The organism is Amycolatopsis sp. WGS_07, from assembly GCF_045278895.1.
Taxonomy (GTDB): domain Bacteria; phylum Actinomycetota; class Actinomycetes; order Mycobacteriales; family Pseudonocardiaceae; genus Amycolatopsis.
Map to the genome: position 1 here is coordinate 2,248,615 of NZ_CP136053.1, position 19,353 is coordinate 2,267,967.

Sequence of the window (19,353 nt, forward strand, 5' to 3'; positions counted from 1 at the left end):
GACAACCCGTGGGCGCCGCAGGGCACCCGTCCCACCAGGGTACCGTCCGGGCGGGCGGAGAAGCCTGGCGAGCCTCTCGCAGGTCAACGGCCAATCCCGCGCGAGGGTTCCCGGTCCGGGACGACACGTCACCCGACTATCGGGTGTCGACCGCCACAGAGGCCACCATTTCACCCAGCCTGCTCCGCAGCGTCGCCGGGTCCGCCGGGGCGACGGTGACCCATTCGCGACCGTCCGAACCCGCCCGCGACAAGCTCAAATACCGGCCGGTGGCGGTGTCGAACCAGCCGAGCACCCGCGACCGCTGCCGCACTCCCAGCTGGGACCGGCTGTTCGCTGCCAGCTGACCGCCGCGCAGCCGAGGCTGCCCCGCGATGAGCCCGTAGGTCTCGCGCGGATCGACCGTGGCGCGCTCGCTGAGCGACTGCCGCCTCGACCGTCGCCCGCCCTTCTCCTCGGCCTGACCGCCGCCCGCGGCGACCGGCACCCGGATCGGCTGCGTGTGCAACGCCTCGTCGAGCGGAAGGGTGACCGACGCCTCACTGCCGCGCGGACCGCCGGGAAGCAGCTCGACGATCGTGGACACCAGCGCGTCCGGCGGGGTCTCCCGCAGCCAGATGCCGTCGGCGTCCTGGATCGCGACCACGCCGGTGCGCTCGTCGCCCGCGGCGAGCAACGCGACCGGATGCGCCTCGAACTGCGGGATGTGCAGCGCGTCAATGGAGTGCGGGGCGCGCGCGAGCAGCGTCAGCCAGTCTTCGACATCGGGCTCGACCCGGCCGTGGGCGTCGCGGATGCCGCGGGCCTTCAGCTCGGTGTCGACGCGATGGCGCAGCGAGACGCGCTCGTCCTCGGTCGCGCCGTGCGAGCGCACGCGCAGCGGGTAGGGCAGCTCGCCCAGCTCCATCGACTCCCACAGGAAGTCGAATGCCAGCGGCGAGAAGAACTCCTGGTGCATCCGGTACTGCTCACCCTCCGGTCAACGATTTCCGGCCCAGCGTAGCGCCGGATCGGCAGTCTTCAAGCGCCCCAATGCCACATTGGCTGGTTCGGGCGAGCGGGAGCCGAGCGGAGAGCGCGAAATCAGAACGCGCCCGCGTTGGCCTGGTCGGCCACCCCGGCGAGCATTTCGCCGAGCCGGTGCCGCAGCGTGGCGGGATCGGCGGGAGCGATAGTGATCCAGTCGCGGCCGTCGTGGCCCTGGCTCGCCTGCGTGAAATACCGGCCGGTTTCGGTGTCGAACCAGCTCAGCACCGTCGACCGGCTGCGGCCGCCGAGCCGGTTGCGGGCGTTCGCGCCGATCTGGCCGCCGCGCAGGCGCTGCTGTGCGTGCAGCCGGGCGAGCGCCTTGCGGTCCTCGTCGACGCTCGCGCGGCCGGAGGCGTCGACCTGGTTGCCGCGCCGCTGCATGAAGTCGACTCCGGACGCGCCGACCAGCTGCTCCAGCGGCACGGTGATCGACTTCTCGGTGCCCCGCGGAGCACCCGGAAGAAGCGAAATGATCGCCGTGGCGAGGCCGTCCGGCGCGCACGGGTGCAGGTGCAGCCCGCGCTGGTCCTGCACGGCGAACAGGCCGTCGCCGTGGGCACTGCCCGCGACCGCGAGCAGCGGTTCGCCGTTCGGGTCGAGCAGCTGGACGGTGTCCAGGCTGACGTCCGGGGAGGCGAGGATGCCGAAGTAGTCCTCGACGTGCGGGGCGGGCCTGCCCCGGTCGTCGGCGAGACCCCGGTCGGCGAGCGCGCCGAGCGTGCGCGTGCGCAGCGCCGAGCGCTCGTCCATCGTCGCGCCGTGCGAACGGATCCGCAGCGGATACGGCAGCTCGCCCATCCCGGCCGACTCCCACAGGAAATCCACCTCGATCGGCGCGAGCAGCTCCGCGTTCGGCATCGACCAACCCCCTACCCCGAGTGTTTCCGAACGCTCGCGGGCGCGTGACCGGATCCGGTCACGCGCCCGCGAGCATCGCGTCAGTTGTCGTCGTCCGACCACGCGCCGATGACCGGCGGCGGGGTGGCCTGGTTGGCCCCGAACGCGTCGTCCGGGTCCGGCTCGATGAGGAACGAGGCGTGCGTGTGCTCCTCGTCCTCTTCGCCCGCGCCGTGCGCGCCCGCACCGGCCATGCCGCCGCCCATCGGGCTCATGCCGCCCTGGCCCTGGCCGATCGTGCCGCTCGGCGGGACGACGCCCTGCTGTTGCTGCGGCACCGCCGACGCGGCGCTCTGCCCGTTCTGGTGCTCGGACGCGGCGGAGGTCTTGCCTTCCTCCTCCTTGCGCGAACCGCTGCGGTTGCCCTCGCCGAGCTTGCCGCCGGCGAACCCGGCTCCCGCGCCGATGGCGCCGAGGCCGAGCGCGGCGCCGACGCCGCTGCCGCCCGTGCTCGCGGGCGCGGCCGGGGCGACCGGAGCCGCCGCGCCGGACCCGACGCTGGCCCCGGCGGCGAGCCCGCCGCCCTCGAAGCCGGAGGCGCCGTACTTGCCCGAGTCGGCCGAGACGTGCGCCGGAGCGCCGTGCCCGGCGACCCCCGCACCGCCCGCCGCGCCGTGCGCGCCCACCGTGCCGAAACCGGCCGGCGAGCCGAGCGCGCCCGCGTCGGTGTGGCCGATGTTGCTGACGTTGTTGAACGAGTTGCCGTTGAAGTGCGTCGCGGTCGGCTTCATGCCGAGCGAGTCCGGGCCGAAGCTCGGGGTGGAGCTGTCGACCTCGGTCATCGCCTGGGTGTAGGCGTTGAAGAACGCGACCTGCTGCGCCTTGACGTCGTTCGCTGCGTCCGCCTGCGCCTTCTGGTCCGCGGCCAGCGCGGCCGGGCCGCCCGCGAGCGCGGCCGTCATGGCCTGCTTCGGGTCGTAGTCGCGCGGGGCGGGCATCTTCTTGACCTCGGCGGCCGCGGCGGCCTGCCGGGCGAGCCGGTCGGCCATCGTGTGCGCGGCGTCCGAGGCCTGCGTGCCCGAGTTGGCGATCGCCACGAGCGCGCCCTGCGCGCCCGCCGCACCCTGGCCGACCCAGGCGTGGCCCAGTTCGGTGATCGCGTTGTACAGGTCGTTGGACGCCTGCTTCAGCTCGGTGCCGTGCTTGGTCCAGTGCTGCCCGGCGGCCTCGGCGGTACCGGGGTCGTTGTCGGTGGTCGCGCCGACGTAGAGCTGGTGGCTTTCCTGCGACTGCCAGTTCGGCGGGTTGCCGATGGCGCGGTCGCCGCCGATCTCGAAGCCGCCGGAGCTGCTGCGCGCGGACGCGACGATGTCGTTGGTGGCCGAGTTCGGGCCCATCGCGACGGCGGAACCGGGCGCGGGAACCGAGGACGAGGTGCCGTAGCCGGAGGTGTTGTAGCCCGAGCCGTCCGGGACGGAGCCGCCCGTGGCCGGGGTGCTGGTGTTCGGTGCCATGACTGCGTGATCCCCCTAGGACGTCAGGCCTTGTTGCGGAACGGGTCGCCGGCGGACTGGTCGATCTCGTGGTAGCGGGCCATCGCCGCGACGATGCCTTCCTCCGCCGCCTGGTACTGGCTGAGCAGGTTCTGCAGCGCGGACGAGTAGGAGTCGCCGCCGCCGTCGGCACGGCGCACGAACTTGGTCGCCATCGCCTGGCCGACCGGGTTCGCGCCGAGCTTCGGCGGCTGCGCGAGCGTGCCCGCGCTGTTCAGGAGAGCCTCGATCGCGTCCCGTCCGGTCCGGATCTTCTTCAGCACGGTCTGCGCGGCGTCAGGGTCGATCCCGACCTGGCCGTTGACAGCGGCGTTCTTGAACGCCGCGGCATCCGCCGAGCTGTTGTTGCCCATCTGCCCTCTCTCCGTTCCCCCGCGCGAGGACCAGCCCGTCGGCTGGTGTCACTCGTCCGCATGGCAATAGGTCTTCGCATAGGTTAACGCACCTGGTCGAGCCCTATGACGCGATTTGGCGCTTCCGGGTTCCGCACCCGAAAGGATTACCGCGAACCGGACTATCCGGACGTGTAGACGTGCGGATCCAGCGTGCCGATGTAGGGCAGGTCGCGGTAGCGCTCGCCGTAGTCGAGGCCGTAGCCGACGACGAACTCGTTGGGGATGTCGAAGCCGATGTACTTGACCGGCACCTCGACCTTCACGGCTTCCGGCTTGCGCAGCAGCGAGACGACCTCGAGCGAGGCCGGGTTCCGGCTCGCCAGGTTCTTCAGCAGCCAGGACAGGGTGAGCCCGGAGTCGACGATGTCCTCGACGATGAGCACGTCGCGCCCGGCGATGTCGCGGTCGAGGTCCTTCAAGATCCGCACCACCCCCGACGACGAGGTCGAAGACCCGTAGGACGACACGGCCATGAACTCCAGCTGCGTAGGCACCGGAAGCGCCCGCGCGAAGTCGGTCATGAACATGACGGCGCCCTTGAGGACGCCGACCAGGAGGAGGTCGCCCTGGCCGTTTTCCGGGTGGTCGGCGGCGATCTTCGCCGCCAGCTCCGCGATCTTGTCCTTGATCTGCTGCTCGGTGATGAGCACGGAGGCGATCTCGCCCTCGTACACGGGTCATTCCCCTCGGGTGGTGGGTTCGGGTCCGGCAAGCGAGAGCCTGCCACGCCGCCGTCGAGCCTCCAAGTTGCCCGGCAGCCAGACCCCGCCCTGCCCTCGCCAGCGGGCCACGAGCGCGTCGACCGAACGCAGGTGCGCGTCGGTCAGCTCGCGGACCCCGGAGTCCAGCAGCCACCTGCGGAGAACCCGCCTGCGCAGGGCAGCGGGCTCGGCTGCGAGCACGGCTACGTCGAGGTCGTCTTCGCGGACCGCGCGCTCGTGTACGCGCGCGGCGAGTGTGTCCAACGCCTCGGTGTCTTCGCGCAGCTGTGCGGCCGTACGGGCTAAAGCTGGAGCGACTCCACCCGACAGCACGTCCTCCAACAGCGGCAGTGCTTCCGTACGCAGACGTACGCGAGTGAAGCGCGGATCAGCGTTGTGCGGGTCTTGCCACGGCTCTAGGCCGAGTTCTGCGCACGCCGCAACGGTTTGCGCGCGAGTGATGCCGAGCAGTGGACGGCCCCACGGCGGATCGTGCGGACGCATGCCAGCCAGTGACCGCGGTCCGGAGCCTCGGCCTAGACCGAGCAGCACCGTCTCGGCTTGGTCGTCTTGGGTGTGGCCGAGCAGTACGAGCCCTTCGCCGTCCGGCAACGCTTCGCGCAGCGCGTGGTACCTCGCAGCGCGCGCGGCTGCTTCAGGACCGCCTTTGCCCACGACGTGCACGGCATGCACCTCAACGACGTCAATGCCGAGGCTCTTCACGACTGTCGCCGCTTCGGCGGCAACGACGGCTGAATCGGCCTGAAGGCCATGGTCGACCACGAGACCTCGCGTACGGACGTCTCGGTGCCGAAGGACATACGCCGTCGCTTCAGCGAGCGCTAGGGAGTCCGCGCCGCCCGACACCGCGACGCACACTTCGCCGGGAACGGCGACCGTCCCGAGGAAGTCGCGGACCGCTGTCCGGACCGCCGCGAGCGCGCTCACCCGTGCAGGCGCCGCACCCAGGCCGCGGGGTCGGCGATCTCAGCGCGAGTCGGCAACGTGTTCGGCGAGCGCCAGACCGCGTTGAACCCGTCCATCCCGACCGCGTCGACCACGTGCCGCGTGAACTTCGCGCCTTCCTCGTACTGGCGGATCTTCGCGTCGAGGCCGAGCACCGCGCGCAGCAGCCGGTCGAAAAGCCCGCCGCCCTGGCGACGCGCGGTGAACCGCTCCCGGATCTGCTCGACGCTGGGCACGACCTGCGGGCCGACCGCGTCCATCACGTAGTCGGCGTGCCCTTCCAGCAGCGTGGACAACGCCAGCAGCCGGTCGAAAACCGAACGTTCCTTCGGCGACTGCAGCAGCTCCGCGATGCCGCCGCCCTTGCCGCGATTGCGCAGCGCGTCGGGCAGCCTGCCGACCAGCTCGGCCAGTCCGTCCGCGGAACTGTCCGCGAGCCCGGAAACGAGCCGTTCGACCTCGTCGGCGAAGTAATCGCGCAGCCACGGGACCGCGGTGAACTGCAGCCGGTGCGTGCACTCGTGCAGGCAGACCCACAACCGGAAATCGCGTCCGGGGACCTTCATCGCCCGCTCGGCGGCCACCACGTTCGGCGCGACGAGCAGCAGCTCGCCCTTGTTTTCGGGCCCGCCGAACGGGTCGTACTGGCCGAGCACGCGGGAGGCCAGGAACGCCAGCAGCACCCCGGTTTGCACGCCAGCGCCGGACGCCAGGATCGGGCCGAGCGGACCGCCCTGTGCCGCGGGCAGCGCGCGGCCGGTGAGCACGCCGAGGCCGGACGCCGCGGACCGCACCCAGCCGGGCCGGTCCACCACGGTGCCGGGCAGCAGCGGCAGGTCGCGGCCGAGGCCGGTCAGCTCGCGGACGTGCCCCTCCGCCTCGGCGGTCAGCTCCCGCAGGTCGACCACCGCGCGGTCGGCCTCGCCGCGGGCGACCTGCGGGCCGCCGCGCACGAGCAGCGCGCCGGTGGCGGCCGCCCGGTCCCAGTCGACCATGGGCCGCCGTCGGGTCTCGGTTTCCTGGCTCACCTCTCCGACGCTACCTGCCGGTCCGGAATTGTGGGCGGTTCAGCGCAGCGGGTTCAGCGGGTCGGCGCAGTGCCGGGACTACTTGCAGCCGCATCCCCGCAATGCCGTCGCCAGCACGTCGAGCGCCGCCTGCCCGGAGTTCTTGTCCGAGCCGTTGGACATGAACGCGAAGGCGAGCACGCGGTTGTCGCTGTCGAGCACATACCCGGCGAGGGTGTTGACGCCGGTGAGCGTGCCGGTCTTGGCCCGCACCCAGCCCTTGCCGCCCTGGGTTTCGCCCGAGTGGTACCGGCCGTGCAGGGTGCCGTCCGGGCTGCCCGCGACCGGAAGGCCGGCCAGCAGCGGACGCAGTTTCGGCGTGTTCGGGTCCTTGCCGTCCGGACCAGCCGCCGCGGCGAGCACCTGCGCGAGCAGCCTGGCCGGCACCTTGTTCTGATTGGACAGTCCACTCGTGTCGAACAGCTGCAGGCCGTTGACGTCGAAACCGTGGTCCGCCAACACCTTCTTCACTGCGGCGGAGGCACCGGCGAAGGACGCTTCGCCACCGGTGGCCATGGCGACCTGGCGGCCGAGCGCGTCGGCGAGCACGTTGTCGGAGATCTGCAGCAGCGCGTACGCGAGGTCCGGCAGCGGAGCCGACTGGACCTCGCCGAGAACCTTCGCACCTTCCGGTGCCTTGGCGGGCCCGCCCGGGGACGCGCCGAGCTTGTCCGAGACGAGCTGCGTCAGCGCGGTTCCCGGGTTGGCCGAGCGCATGGTCTCGTCGGCCTTCGGGTTGCCGCGTCCGCCGTCGGTCATGGCCGGGACGATCGGCGCGCCGAACAGCGACGGCGCGTCGCCCGGCTCCCAGCCCGGCGCGGTGTTCGGACCGCTGTAAGCGCTCGCGTCAAGCTGCACCTTCGTGATGTTGCCGCCGGCCTTCTTGACCTGGTTGACGAGGTCGTCGAGGTGCGCCGCGCCCGGGTACAGCGGCGAATCGGTGCCCACCGGCAGCGCGGTGAGCGACGGGTCGCCGCCACCGACGATGACGACCGTGCCCGGCTGCGCGCCCTGCACGATCTTGGTGGAGATCCGCTTCGTCGGCTCCATCGCGAGCAGCGCCGCCGCGACGGTGAGGATCTTCGTGGTCGACGCCGGAGTCAACGGCGTGTTCGACGCGTGGTCCCACAGCACGGTGCCGCTGGCCGGGTCGATCACGCTGCCGCTGAGCTGCGAGAGCGCCGCTGCACCGGCAGGCCCGGAAAGCTTCGCGGCGACGCCGTTCGCGGACGGCCCCTGCCCGGAGGTGTCCGGGCCGTGCAGCGCGAGGCTGGCGTCCGCGGGGTCGGGTTCACTGCCCTTCGGCGCGTTCGGTGCCCACGGCAGCCCGAGCCGGTTCGACACGGCGGGCACCGCCGACGCGCCACCCGCGGCGGCCAGCAGAAGCACTACGACCAGCGTCAGGACCAGCGCCTTCCGCTTCCGTTTCTTTCCCTCCGGAGGAGGTGCGGCGGCCTGAGGCGGGATCGGGGGCTCCGGCGGGGACTGCTCCGCGTCGGCGCGCGGCGGAATCTGCTCGGGCCCCGGACGCTCCGCGAAGCCCTCGGCGGGGCGGGGAATCCCGACGGTCGCCTCGGACGGCCCCTGCGCCGCGTCGGGTGCGACGGGGAAGCCCTCGGCCGGACGCGGGATCCCGACGGTCGCTTCCGCCGGGAACTGGCCACCGGCCGGTTCGATCCGCATCGGCCGCACGTGCCCCGCGCCCGCGGGCGGGACGGTGCCGGGCGGCGGTTCGGGCAGCTCGGGGCGGACCGGGATCTCGATCTGCTGCGACCACGACCCAGCTCCGGCCCGGGACTCATCTCCGGGACGGCCGGACTGAGCCTGGTTGGCGCCGGGCCAGTTTTCCCCCGACTCCTCCCCATGACGGCCGGGCTGGGACGGGTTGAGGCGAGCGGCGGCGGACCCGGGTTCGTTCTGCGGCTCGTTCCCAGAACGACCGGCCGGGTTCGGGCTGGCGGCACCGGACTCGGCACGGGCGCCAGGCCGGTTCTCCTCGCCGGAACGACCGGCGCCGGACTGCGCCGAGGCAGGCGCGGCGGAGCGAGCGTCGCCAGGACCGGAGTCGTCTCGGAAGGCGGCCCAGCCCTCCTTCGGCGGCTCCCCCTGCTCGTCCCGCGCGACGACCGGGCGGAACGCCGCCCAGCCCTGGCTGTTGTCGGCGTTTCCCGGAGTCTCGTCCCGGAACGCGGCGAACTGCTGCGCCGCCTCGGCTGGTTGACCGGACTGGAACGGGTTCCACCCCTGCTCCTGCCCCGAAGCCGAAGCGGGCTCGAACAGCGAGTTCCCCGGCTTCCGCGGGGCCTGCCAGGCGGGCGAAGACTCCTGCTGACCAGGCTGAACGTTCGGCTGTGCCCGGACCGTCCGCTCGGCGGTCCCCTCCGCCTCGACCGTCGAGGAGCGCACCGTCTCCTCCGCGTCCGGCCGGGAGTTCTCCCCGGGCCGCGGCACCCCGGCCACGAACTGGGTCGGCCCCTCCACCGGCACCCACGGCGCCTGCGGTTTCGGCTGCTCAGGCCGCGCGGGGACCCCCGACGCGCCGCTCATCCGGTCCGCGAGGTTCGACCGGGGCGGCTCCGGGGCTGGCGGGGCCTCCGAGGGCGCGTTCAGCCCGGGGACCTCCTCCGGTTCGACGTTCGGCCGGAACCACGATCCGGGCCCGTCACCAGGTGTGACATTCGGCACGGAAAGCTGCGCGGTGGCTCCCGCGTCGCGCTTGGGCAGGGGAAGGCGGGAGGTCGCCCGGTCCGCCTGGGACGAGGTGTCCTCGTCGCCCGTGGGCCACCTCGGCTGGTCGTTTTCCGGCACCCACCACTCCTTCTCACCCGCCCCCGGAGGGGCCAAGGTCACATGCCGTCTGGCCGACATCGGCGCGACCGGCCGACGGGGCGTAGTCCACACTAGTGACGTCAACGAGGTCATTAGGTTGCCGCCCACGAGCGCGTGGGACACCGAGATTCGAGAAGCAGCGAGGACGGCCGTGGAATTCGACGTCACGATCGAAATCCCCAAGGGGGAGCGCAACAAGTACGAGGTCGATCACAAGACCGGTCGGATCAAGCTCGACCGGACCCTGTTCACCGCGACCCAGTACCCGGCCGACTACGGCTTCATCGACGACACGCTCGGCCAGGACGGCGACCCGCTCGACGTGCTCGTGCTCGTCCAGGAGCCGACCTTCCCCGGCTGCCTGATCCGCTGCCGCGCGATCGGCATGTTCCGGATGACCGACGAGAAGGGACCGGACGACAAGGTCCTCGCCGTCCCGACGAACGACCCGCGCCTTGAGCACCTGCGCGACATCCACCACCTGAACGAGTTCCACAAGCTCGAGATCCAGCACTTCTTCGAGGTCTACAAGGACCTCGAGCCGGGCAAGAGCGTCGAGGGCTCGTCCTGGGTGAGCCGCGCCGAGGCCGAGGCCGAGATCGGCCGCTCGTACGAGCGCGAGAAGGACCGCCTCGCCAAGGAAGAGATCAACGGCGAAGCGCACCACTGAGTCACGCGTAAAAGGGGCCGCCCACCTGCTGGTGGACGGCCCCTTTTTCGTCGGCCGGGTCAGCCCGCGAGGGCCAGCTCGCTGGCTTCCTTCTCAGCGCGCTGCTCCATCGCCGACTTGTCCGAAAGCGGCTTCTCCCGCAGCAGCCAGACCAGCGCGAACCCGACGGTCAGCACCGCGCCGCCGATCAGGAACACCGTGCTCATCGAGCTGGAGAACCCTTCCAGGATCGGCCGGGCGAGCACCGGGTCCAGCGTCGACAGGAACGAGGTGTCGTTCACGTCGATCCCGCCGCCGGCCATCTGCCGGGCGAACTCCGGGTGCTGGGCCAGCGCCGCGGTGTAGGCCGGGGAGGCCATCGCCGAGCGCACCGCCGCCGCGATCCGGTCGCCGACCGTGCTGAACAGGATCGACAGGAACACCGCGGTGCCCGCCGTGCCGCCGATCTGCCGGAAGAACGTGACCGACGAGGTCGCGACCCCGATGTCCTGGGGCGAGACGTCGTTCGTCGCGGCCAGCGTCAGCGTCTGCATGGTCGAGCCGAGGCCCAGTCCGAGCACAAACGCGATGGCCATGACCACGCCGAGCGAGGTGTCCACGCCGATCATCGAGAACGAGTACACCGCCGCGGCCATCAGGCCGAGACCGGCGACCGCGAAGCCCTTGTACCGGCCGGTGCGAGCGATGATCCGCCCGCTGCCGAGGCTCGCGACCATGATCCCGAGGGTGAGCGGCAGCATCTGCAGCCCGGCCTGGGTCGGCGTCGCGCCCTTCACGATCTGCAGGTACAGCGGCAGCGACATCATCGCGCCGAACATCCCGATGCCCTGGATCACGGTGACCATCGTCGACACCCGGAACACCGAGTTGCCGAACAGCCGCAGCGGCAGCAGCGCGGCGTCGCCCATCCGGCGTTCCTGCAGGATGAACAGGGCCACGCCGAGCGCGCCGACCAGGTACATCGCGAGCGACGCAGGCGATCCCCATCCCCATTCGCGGCCCTGCTCGGCGACGAGCAGCAGCGGCACGAGGCCCAGCGTCAGCGCGCCGGCTCCGAGGAAGTCGACCTTCTGGTCCACGCGAGTGTGCGGGAGGTTCAGCACCTTGCTCACCACGACCAGCGCGGCGAGCGCGATCGGGACGTTCACCATGAACACCCAGCGCCAGCCGGTGAGGCCGGCGAACGAGTCGAGTCCGGCGAAGAACCCGCCGACGACCGGGCCCGCGACGCTCGAAACGCCGAACACGGCCATGAAGTAGCCCTGGTAGCGGCTGCGTTCCCGCGGCGAGGTGATGTCGGTGATGATCGCCAGCGCGAGCGACATCAGACCGCCGGCGCCGAGGCCCTGCAACGCGCGGAACGCGGCCAGTTCGTACATCGATCCGGCCATCGCGCTCGCCAGCGAACCGGCGAGGAACAGCGAGATCGCGGTCAGATACATCGGCTTGCGGCCGAAGAGGTCGGACAGCTTGCCGTACAGCGGCGTGGAAAGCGTCGCGGTGATCAGGTAGGCGGTGGTGGCCCAGGCCTGCAGGCTCTGTCCGTGCAGTTCGTCGGCGATGGTCTTCATCGCCGACGACACGATGGTCTGGTCGAGGGCCGCCAGGAACATGCCGAGCATCAGTCCGGACAGAACCGTGAGGATCTGCCGGTGTGAAAGCCGTCCGTTCGTGGTGGCGCCCCCTTCCGCAGTGGCGGTGTCGCTCATGGTGGTCTCCCTCAGTGCCCGATTAGTTGCTTGTATCTCTCAACTACTTGCTCGTCACAACTGTTCCCGAAAAGCTTGCATTCATCAACCAAATATCGTGTGACGCTAGTCTCCCCGCAGGCGATGTCGAGAACGCGAGATCGGCTCCGTCTCTGGCGCGAACGTGGCCGACAACGGGTCGCCACCAGCACTGAGGAGAACCACCATGGCCAAGTACCTGCTGCTCAAGCACTACCGCGGCGCGCCGGCTTCGGTGAACGACGTCCCCATGGACCAGTGGACGCCCGAGGAGGTCACCGCCCACATCCAGTACATGCGCGACTTCGCGGACCGGCTCGTGGAGACCGGCGAGTTCGTCAGCGAGCAGGCGCTGTCGTCGGAAGGGACGTGGGTCCGCTACGACGGCGAGGGCCGCCCGCCGGTCACCGACGGTCCGTTCGCCGAGACCAAGGACGTCATCGCGGGCTGGATGATCATCGACGTCGACAGCTACGAGCGCGCCCTCGAACTGGCCGGCGAGCTGTCCGCGGCTCCCGGCGCGGGCGGCAAGCCGATCCACGAGTGGCTCGAACTGCGCCCCTGCTACGGCGTCAAGCCCTCGGTGACCGAGTGAACGACGCACTGCTGCGGGAGCTGGTACCCGCGGTGATCGGCATCCTCGTCCGGCGCGGAGCGGACTTCGCGTCGGCCGAGGATGCCGTCCAGGACGCGTTGCTTTCCGCACTGGACGCGTGGCGGGACGATCCGCCGCGCAATCCGAAAGCGTGGCTCATCACGGCCGCGTGGCGCCGGTTCCTCGACGCCACGCGGTCGGAGTCCTCGCGCCGGGACCGGGAAGTGGCGATGGACGCCGAGCCGCTGCCCGGTCCGGCGTCCGCGGTGGACGATTCGCTCCAGCTCTACTTCCTGTGCGCGCACCCGTCTTTGACGCCGTCGTCAGCGGTCGCGCTCACGCTGCGCGCGGTCGGCGGGTTGACCACGAAGCAGATCGCGCAGGCGTACCTGGTGCCGGAAGCGACCATGGCGCAACGGATCAGCCGGGCCAAGAAGACGGTGTCCGGCGTGCGGTTCGACGCGCCCGGCGACGTCGCGACCGTGCTGCGCGTGCTGTACCTGGTGTTCAACGAGGGCTACTCCGGCGAACTCGACCTCGCCGCCGAAGCCATCCGGCTGACCCGGCAGCTCGCGGCGGGATTCGACCATCCGGAAGTGGCCGGGCTGCTCGCGTTGATGCTCCTGCACCACGCCCGCCGCGCCGCGCGGACGAAGCCGGACGGCAGCCTCGTCCCGCTCGCCGAGCAGGACCGAAGTGTGTGGGACACCCGGCTGATCGCCGAGGGCGTCGACATCCTGCAGGCGGCGCTCGCTCGGGACCAGCTCGGCGAGTACCAGGCCCAGGCCGCCATTGCCGCGCTGCACGCCGATGCCCTGGTCGCGAAGGAAACGGACTGGGTACAGATCGTCGAGTGGTACGACGAGTTGCTCGCGTTGACCGACAGCCCGATCGTCCGGCTCAACCGGGCTGTCGCGGTCGGCGAGGCGGACGGGCCTCGCGCGGGGTTGAAGGCGCTGGCGGAGCTGGACGACAAGCTGCCTCGGTATCGCGCGGTGGCGGCTTACCTGCACGAACGCGACGGTGACCTGGCGACGGCCGCGCGGCTGTACCGGGAAGCCGCGGAGAAGGCGCCGAACATAGCCGAGCACAACCACCTGATCAGCCAGGCGGCCCGGCTCAACAACTCGTGAGTGGCGATCACGGTTAGAACCGTGATCGCCACTCACGACGTCACTCGCTGTAGCCCGGGATCGGGTAGGGCTGCAGGAACTCGCGGATCTCGGCGGCGATCGAATCCAGCTCACCGTCCTGCTGCGCCGCCGCGGCGGTCACCGTCCGGTCGATCCACTCGGCGACCTGCACCTGGTGCTCGGGCTTGAGCCCGCGCGTGGTGATCGCCGACGTGCCCAGCCGGATGCCGGACGGGTCGAACGGCTTGCGCGGGTCGAACGGCACGGTGTTGTAGTTCAGCTCGATGCCCGCGCGGTCCAGCGCCTGCGCGGCGGGCTTGCCGGGCACCGCCTTGTTGGTCAGGTCGATCAGCAGCAGGTGGTTGTCCGTGCCGCCGGAGACGAGGTCGTAACCCCGCTCGACCAGCGCTTCGGCCAGTGCCTTGGCGTTCGCGACGATCCCGTGCGCGTACTCGGAGAACGACGGCTGCTGCGCCTCCCCCAGCGCGACCGCGATGGCGGCCGTCGTGTGGTTGTGCGGACCGCCCTGCAGACCGGGGAACACCGCCTTGTCGATCGCCTTGGCGTGCTCGGCGTCGGAGAGGATCATCGCGCCGCGCGGACCGCGCAGCGTCTTGTGCGTGGTCGTGGTGATGACCTGCGCGTGGCCGACCGGCGACGGGTGCGCGCCGCCCGCGATCAGACCGGCGATGTGCGCGATGTCGGCGACCAGCACGGCGCCGACCTCGCGGGCGATCTCCGCGAACGCCGGGAAGTCGATGGTGCGCGGAATGGCCGTGCCGCCCGCGAAGATCAGCTTCGGCCGGTGCTCGCGGGCGAGGTCGCGGACCTGGTCGAGGTCGACGCGGCCGGTTTCCTTCCGGACGCCGTAGCGGACCGGCGTGAACCACTTGCCGGTGGCGGACACGCTCCAGCCGTGCGTGAGGTGGCCGCCGTCGGGCAGCGCCATGCCGAGCACGGTGTCACCCGGCTTGGCGAACGCCAGGTAGGCCGCGAGGTTGGCCGGCGAACCGGAGTACGGCTGGACGTTCGCGTGGTCGGTGCCGAAGACGGCCTTCGCGCGCTCGATCGCCACCTGCTCGACCTGGTCGATGAACTGCTGGCCCTCGTAGTAGCGCTTGCCGGCGTAGCCCTCGGAGTACTTGTTGGTGAGCACGCTGCCGGTGGCTTCGAGCACCGCCTGCGACACGTAGTTCTCGGACGCGATCAGGCGGATCTTGTCGTGCTGGCGTTTCGCCTCGTCCTCGACCAGACCGGCGATCTGCGGATCCGCCGCGGACAGTGCGGACAGGGCGGGCTGGTGTGTCATGGCGTACTCCGGCTCTGCAGTGGCCATCACCCAGGCGCGCGGTGCCGGCCTCGTCGTCGCTCCCCGGTGGTGCTCCACCTCTTGAATGGCGCCAGTCGCTGCTGCGGGACGCAGTTTAGTGCACCGCGCCAGCCCGCGTCCGGTCCGCGGGAACGGGCTCAGACCTGCTCGAGGCCGCCGCGGTGGCGCCGCGCGAGTTCCTGGTAGACCGCCGCGTTGTGGTCGACCCACACGCGCGCCGAATCGGTGAGTTCCACGAACTTCTTGGCCGGGCTGCCCATCGCGATCGTCTCCGCCGGGACCTCGGTGCCGGGCGTGACCGTCGAGCCGGCGGCGACGAACGCGCGCGGTCCGATCACCGCGCGGTCGAGCACGGTGGAACCGTTGCCGATCAACGCCTGTTCGCCGACCGTGCAGTCGTGCACGAGGCACTGGTGCCCCACGGTCACGTTGCGGCCGACCTCGGTCATCTCGGGCCCGGAGTGGATCACCGAGTTGTCCTGGATGTTCGCGCCCTCGCGGATGACGATCGGGCCGAAGTCCGCGCGGATCACCGCGCCGTACCAAACCGAGGCGTCCTTCTCGACGGTCACGTTGCCGATCAAGGTGGCGGTAGGGGCGATCCACGCGTCGGGGTGGACCTGGGGACTGACACCGTCCAAGGAGAACAAAGGCATGCCGGGAGCCTAAGCGGCGTCAGCGGTACCCGGCGAAGCAGAGCGCCTCGATGTCGCCGCGGAGGCTCGAGAACGACCGCGGCCGGACCCGCTGCTGCACCACCGCGCCGAGCAGGTAGCTCAGCAACGAGCGGGCCCTGGCGCGCGGGTCGTCGACGTCGAGCGGGGCGAGGAGTTCGACGAGCAGTTCGGTGATCGAGGTGAGCATGGCGTCGATCGCCTGCGGATGCTGCGCGCGGCCGGCCGCGATCCAGTACTCGAACCAGAGGAACGCGCCGCGCGGATGGTCGGCGAACTCGGCGAGGTAGGCCTCGGCCACGGCGAAAAGCCGTTTGCGCGGGTCGTGGTGCTTGTCCGCGACCGTGCGCAGTTCGGCGGCGAAAGTGTTGACGTGCGCGGCCATCGCGCGGTCGATGAGCACGTCGATGTCGGCGAAGTAGTAGTGGATCGCGCTCTTGGTGAGCGGTCCGGCCTCCGCGATCGCGCGTACCGTGCAGCCGGCGAGTCCTTCGCGGGCGAGGACCGTGCGGGCCGCTTCGACGATCAGTTCCTGCTTCTGCAACTGGTTGGGCGACAGCTGGGTGCTGCGACCGGGCACGGCGCTCACGGTGATCCTCGTTACGTTGTCCAGGACGGCAGCCCTGAATCCTAGGCCAGTCGTCCCAACGTCTTCCGGCGGGTGAAAAACCGGATTGGCCACCCCGGTCCGCGCAGCGGACAATGCCCGGCATGGTGATCTCAGGGGACAAGGGGCTCAGCGAGGCGGCACGCCGTCAGCTGGAGAAGGAAATCGCGGACCTGCGTGCGCAACGGGAGGCGCTTTCGCCGCAGCCGGGCGAGCAGGAACGCACGGGGGACGCCGCCGACCAGGCGGACGTGATCGACCGCGCCGAGGCAGCGGCGCGGCTGGACCGGCAGATCGCCGACGTCACCGCGAAGCTGGAGCACGGCGCGTACGACAGCTCGCTGCTTCCGGACGGCACGCGCGTTTCGCTGCGTTTTTCCGACGGTGACGAGGAAGAGTTCACCGTGGTGACCCTCCCTGGCGAGGACGCCGACGCGATCACCTCCGACAGCCCGCTCGGCCTTGCTTTGGCCAACGCGAAGGCAGGCGAGGAAATCAGCTACCGCACCCCGCGCGGGCAAGCCACCGCGACGGTGCTGAAGCTGACCCCGCCCGCCAACTGACCACAGAGGACAGACGGTGGGCCGCCCCGGATCCCGGGGCGGCCCACCGTTTTTATTTATCTGCGTTGGCCACTGTTTCCGGCTGATACGCGAACACCCCGTCGCTCTCGACGGCGACGTGCCAGCCGCCGCAGTCCTTGTCCGTCCGCTTGTGTTCGCCCGCGGGCCACCAGTCCGCGCTGAGGGTCGGAGCCTTCACCTCGGCCTTGCCCGGCATGCACACCGCGGGCAGACCGGACGGACCCGGCTCGTAGCGCAGAATCCGCTCCGAGCCCGTGGTGCGAATCAGTTCGGTGACCGACTTCGCGTCGTCAGGCACCCACGACGGAAGCCGCGCGTCCGCGTTGGCCTTGCCCTGCTTTCCGCTGTCGTAGGAAACCGACTTCACGTGGCCGTTCGACTTCTCCTCGACCGAGGCACCGAGGCCGCACGACGCGACCGTGGCCAGAGCCGCGATCCCGGTCGCGGCGAGTGCCACCTTGTTCCGCACGCTGTTCATGGCTTCCAGTCAACCGAGACTCAGGCGCCCCGCCCTCGTTCTTCCGGCCCTTGCTTGCTGGCCAGTCGGCCGACTCGGTCCCTCAGATGAGTGAAATCGCGGGTCATTCTTCGCGGTCGAGGTGGGCCTGCAGCGCGGCGAGCGGACCGTCCCAATCCCGGGCGAGGGCGGCGAGGAACTGCTGCGCGACGCGCATCGGCGCCGAATCGAGCCGGAAGCGCACCCGGCGGCGCTCACCCGGCTCAGCGACGACCATGCCCGCGTCGGAGAGCAGGCCGAGGTGCTTGGCGATGGCCTGCCGCGTGATCGGAAGCCGGGTCGCGAGGTCGGTCGCCGTCGCCGGACCGCGCGCGGCCAGCTCGGCGAGGATCGCGCGGCGGGTCGGGTCGGCGAGAGCGGCGAAGACCTGCTCGGCGACCGCTTCGGGATCAGCTGGCATCGAAACTGGCCGCCAGCTCGTCCAGCTCGCGCGCCCAGCCCTCGACGTGCGAGCGGTAGGTGGCGGGGTACTGGCTGTCCGGCAGCTGCGCGAACCCGGATTCGACCACGGTGAGCCGGGTTCCGCCGTCGCGTTTTTGGAGGGTGAACTCGACGTAGGTGCGCCGCGGATCGTCGTCCGGCATCCCGTCGACCTGCCAGGTGAAGCCGAACACCTCGGGCTCCTCGACGCGCTCGACCCGGATCTCGGCACTGCGGTCGCCAATCCACGCGACCCGGCCGAGGCCGCCAGGGCGCAGGTCGATCTCCGCCTCGTCGCCAAACCAGGCGCGCAGACCGTCGGCCGTGGTCAGCGCCGTCCACACCGTCGCAGGCGGCTGCGCCAGCTCGACCGTCCGCTCGACGCGGTCGGGAAACCCCATGCCGTGCTCCTTCCGGGCTGAGCCTAGGCAACCACACTCCATTGACGCAACCACCCGATTGCCATAGTGTAGCAACCAATCAGTTGCGATATCTGTCGAAAGGAAGGCCATGAACTCCTTCACCACCGAACTGACCGTCGACCGCACTCCCGACGAGGTCTTCGCCGCGGTCACCGACGTCCGAGGCTGGTTCAGCAAGACGATCACCGGCACCGCGACCGCGGTCGGCGACGAGTTTTCCTTTGTGGACAAGGGAATCCCGTCGAGCCGGATCCGCGTCACCGAACTCGAACCGGGCCGCCGGGTCGCTTGGCACGTTGAAGACGCGTACGTCGCCTTCACCGACCAGCCCGACGAGTGGACCGACACCCGGATGAGCTTCGACATCACGCCAGGCCCGAACGGCACGACACTGCGCTTCACCCATCACGGCCTCACCCCGGACCAGGCTTGCTACCGCGAGTGCTCCCGAGGCTGGACGAGCTGCGTCAACACCAGCCTGCACGCACTGCTGACCACCGGCGTCGGCGAACCGATCCCGGAATCCGCCAAGCCTTAGGGGAGCTGACGGTCCGAGGCGTCGCGCTTGGCATGCATCTCCCACAGCGTCTCCGCGATGTCCGCCGGCTCGATCTCCGGAAACTCGGTATTGGGTTCGATCTCGCCGGATCGCAGTGCGGCGTGGACAGCGCTTCCCCTGATCATGGCTCCGATCTGAAGCGTCGCCGCGTGCACGCCGTCGGGCGAGATTTCCGCCGACAAGCTCTGGATGTAGTTACGGGTCGCCGCCATCGCCGGTCCAATGCCGCTGAGGACAGGAGCGGGCTCGGTGGCCGAGACGCTCTGGCTGATCAAAATGCTGCCTTCGCCGCGTTCACGCAGCTCCCCCAAAACGGCCTGAACCAGAGCCATCGGAGTGAGGAAGTAGAGGTCGAGGAGCTGCTGCTGGATCGCCGGAATCAAGTCGGCCGCGGGCGTGAAACCGTTCAGGTCCAAGGGCGAGTACGACACCACATCGATCCGCCCGAACCGGTTCCGGATCGTGTCGACCAGTGCGGGAATCTCCGCTGGCCGCGCGAGATCAGCGGTAAACGCCGCGGCTTCGACACCTTCCTCGGCCAGTCCGTCAGCCAAGGCGGCGAGACGATCGCGATTGCGCGCGACGAGGGCGACCCGAAACCCCTCCCGGCCGAACCGCCGGGCGATCGCGGGACCAAGGCCGGTACCAGCACCAAGGACAACAAGCGTTCTGGACACGAAACCTCCATAAGTTGACATTGACCTCAACTTTGGCGCCAAGTTGAGACCGCTGTCAACT

The 19,353-nt window shown here is 70.5% G+C and carries 21 protein-coding genes; 5 read left to right on the forward strand and 16 right to left on the reverse strand.

Features of this window, described 5'->3' with window-relative positions:
- Window positions 1-136 precede the first annotated feature (136 nt).
- The 8 genes from RPX00_RS10425 to dacB all read right to left on the reverse strand — a co-directional run bounded on the left by RPX00_RS10425 (window position 137) and on the right by dacB (window position 9,356).
- On the reverse strand, window positions 137-958 hold the full coding sequence (locus RPX00_RS10425; RefSeq protein ID WP_406639320.1) for an ESX secretion-associated protein EspG: 822 nt from the start codon (window positions 956-958) through the stop codon (window positions 137-139).
- Between the two features lie 125 nt (window positions 959-1,083).
- Window positions 1,084-1,887 (reverse strand): ESX secretion-associated protein EspG, encoded by an 804-nt coding sequence (locus tag RPX00_RS10430; RefSeq protein ID WP_406639321.1) that lies wholly within the window; start codon window positions 1,885-1,887, stop codon window positions 1,084-1,086.
- Window positions 1,888-1,967: 80 nt separating this feature from the next.
- A complete protein-coding gene (locus RPX00_RS10435; RefSeq protein ID WP_406642852.1) occupies window positions 1,968-3,263 on the reverse strand; it encodes a hypothetical protein in 1,296 nt (431 codons plus the stop codon).
- Window positions 3,264-3,403: 140 nt separating this feature from the next.
- The gene (locus RPX00_RS10440; protein WP_406639322.1) at window positions 3,404-3,772 is read right to left on the reverse strand and encodes a hypothetical protein; all 369 of its coding nucleotides are present in this window, start codon (window positions 3,770-3,772) and stop codon (window positions 3,404-3,406) included.
- 161 nt (window positions 3,773-3,933) lie between these two features.
- Window positions 3,934-4,488 (reverse strand): hypoxanthine phosphoribosyltransferase, encoded by a 555-nt coding sequence (hpt, locus tag RPX00_RS10445; protein WP_378304206.1) that lies wholly within the window; start codon window positions 4,486-4,488, stop codon window positions 3,934-3,936.
- A gap of 3 nt (window positions 4,489-4,491) precedes the next feature.
- Window positions 4,492-5,463, reverse strand: coding sequence for a tRNA lysidine(34) synthetase TilS (tilS, locus tag RPX00_RS10450; protein ID WP_406639323.1), 972 nt, complete (start codon window positions 5,461-5,463; stop codon window positions 4,492-4,494).
- Complete coding sequence (locus tag RPX00_RS10455; RefSeq protein ID WP_406642854.1) at window positions 5,460-6,476, reverse strand: zinc-dependent metalloprotease; 1,017 nt, start codon at window positions 6,474-6,476, stop codon at window positions 5,460-5,462. The genes tilS and RPX00_RS10455 overlap by 4 nt, the downstream gene beginning before the upstream one ends.
- 111 nt (window positions 6,477-6,587) lie before the next feature.
- On the reverse strand, window positions 6,588-9,356 hold the full coding sequence (gene dacB / locus RPX00_RS10460) for a D-alanyl-D-alanine carboxypeptidase/D-alanyl-D-alanine-endopeptidase (protein ID WP_406639324.1): 2,769 nt from the start codon (window positions 9,354-9,356) through the stop codon (window positions 6,588-6,590).
- A gap of 172 nt (window positions 9,357-9,528) precedes the next feature.
- On the opposite strand from dacB, the gene RPX00_RS10465 reads away from it, so the two are divergent.
- Window positions 9,529-10,047, forward strand: coding sequence for an inorganic diphosphatase (locus tag RPX00_RS10465; RefSeq protein ID WP_406639325.1), 519 nt, complete (start codon window positions 9,529-9,531; stop codon window positions 10,045-10,047).
- Between the two features lie 59 nt (window positions 10,048-10,106).
- On the opposite strand, the gene RPX00_RS10470 is transcribed toward RPX00_RS10465, so the two are convergent.
- Window positions 10,107-11,756: an MDR family MFS transporter gene (locus tag RPX00_RS10470; protein WP_406639326.1), complete on the reverse strand. Its 1,650-nt coding sequence runs from the start codon at window positions 11,754-11,756 to the stop codon at window positions 10,107-10,109.
- Window positions 11,757-11,961: 205 nt separating this feature from the next.
- Between RPX00_RS10470 and RPX00_RS10475 the strand changes: the two genes are divergently transcribed.
- Together RPX00_RS10475 and RPX00_RS10480 are read left to right on the forward strand one after the other, a co-directional pair.
- On the forward strand, window positions 11,962-12,369 hold the full coding sequence (locus tag RPX00_RS10475) for a YciI family protein (protein ID WP_037369186.1): 408 nt from the start codon (window positions 11,962-11,964) through the stop codon (window positions 12,367-12,369).
- Entirely contained in the window at window positions 12,366-13,502 is a 1,137-nt protein-coding gene (locus RPX00_RS10480; protein ID WP_406639327.1) for an RNA polymerase sigma factor, read from the forward strand. Before RPX00_RS10475 ends, RPX00_RS10480 begins: the two co-directional genes overlap by 4 nt.
- Window positions 13,503-13,542: 40 nt before the next feature.
- On the opposite strand, the gene glyA is transcribed toward RPX00_RS10480, so the two are convergent.
- From glyA to RPX00_RS10495, 3 genes are all read right to left on the reverse strand, one after another.
- A complete protein-coding gene (gene glyA, locus RPX00_RS10485; RefSeq protein WP_406639328.1) occupies window positions 13,543-14,811 on the reverse strand; it encodes a serine hydroxymethyltransferase in 1,269 nt (422 codons plus the stop codon).
- A 158-nt stretch (window positions 14,812-14,969) separates the two neighbouring features.
- Entirely contained in the window at window positions 14,970-15,488 is a 519-nt protein-coding gene (locus RPX00_RS10490; RefSeq protein ID WP_182895806.1) for a gamma carbonic anhydrase family protein, read from the reverse strand.
- A gap of 19 nt (window positions 15,489-15,507) precedes the next feature.
- On the reverse strand, window positions 15,508-16,095 hold the full coding sequence (locus RPX00_RS10495) for a TetR/AcrR family transcriptional regulator (RefSeq protein ID WP_378304190.1): 588 nt from the start codon (window positions 16,093-16,095) through the stop codon (window positions 15,508-15,510).
- A 122-nt stretch (window positions 16,096-16,217) separates the two neighbouring features.
- Here RPX00_RS10495 and RPX00_RS10500 point away from each other — a divergent pair, with 122 nt between their 5' ends.
- Window positions 16,218-16,676: a GreA/GreB family elongation factor gene (locus RPX00_RS10500; RefSeq protein ID WP_037808306.1), complete on the forward strand. Its 459-nt coding sequence runs from the start codon at window positions 16,218-16,220 to the stop codon at window positions 16,674-16,676.
- A gap of 52 nt (window positions 16,677-16,728) precedes the next feature.
- Here RPX00_RS10500 and RPX00_RS10505 read toward each other — a convergent pair whose 3' ends face one another.
- The 3 genes from RPX00_RS10505 to RPX00_RS10515 all read right to left on the reverse strand — a co-directional run bounded on the left by RPX00_RS10505 (window position 16,729) and on the right by RPX00_RS10515 (window position 18,035).
- Window positions 16,729-17,175 (reverse strand): hypothetical protein, encoded by a 447-nt coding sequence (locus tag RPX00_RS10505; protein WP_406639329.1) that lies wholly within the window; start codon window positions 17,173-17,175, stop codon window positions 16,729-16,731.
- Between the two features lie 103 nt (window positions 17,176-17,278).
- The gene (locus RPX00_RS10510; RefSeq protein WP_406639330.1) at window positions 17,279-17,614 is read right to left on the reverse strand and encodes an ArsR/SmtB family transcription factor; all 336 of its coding nucleotides are present in this window, start codon (window positions 17,612-17,614) and stop codon (window positions 17,279-17,281) included.
- Window positions 17,604-18,035 (reverse strand): SRPBCC domain-containing protein, encoded by a 432-nt coding sequence (locus RPX00_RS10515; protein WP_406639331.1) that lies wholly within the window; start codon window positions 18,033-18,035, stop codon window positions 17,604-17,606. The genes RPX00_RS10510 and RPX00_RS10515 overlap by 11 nt, the downstream gene beginning before the upstream one ends.
- Before the next feature lie 109 nt (window positions 18,036-18,144).
- Between RPX00_RS10515 and RPX00_RS10520 the strand changes: the two genes are divergently transcribed.
- Window positions 18,145-18,594, forward strand: a complete 450-nt coding sequence (locus RPX00_RS10520; RefSeq protein ID WP_406639332.1) for an SRPBCC domain-containing protein — start codon at window positions 18,145-18,147, stop codon at window positions 18,592-18,594.
- Here the strand turns inward: RPX00_RS10520 and RPX00_RS10525 are convergent.
- Entirely contained in the window at window positions 18,591-19,292 is a 702-nt protein-coding gene (locus RPX00_RS10525) for an SDR family NAD(P)-dependent oxidoreductase (protein WP_406639333.1), read from the reverse strand. The genes RPX00_RS10520 and RPX00_RS10525 overlap by 4 nt on opposite strands.
- Between the last annotated feature and the right edge of the window lie 61 nt (window positions 19,293-19,353).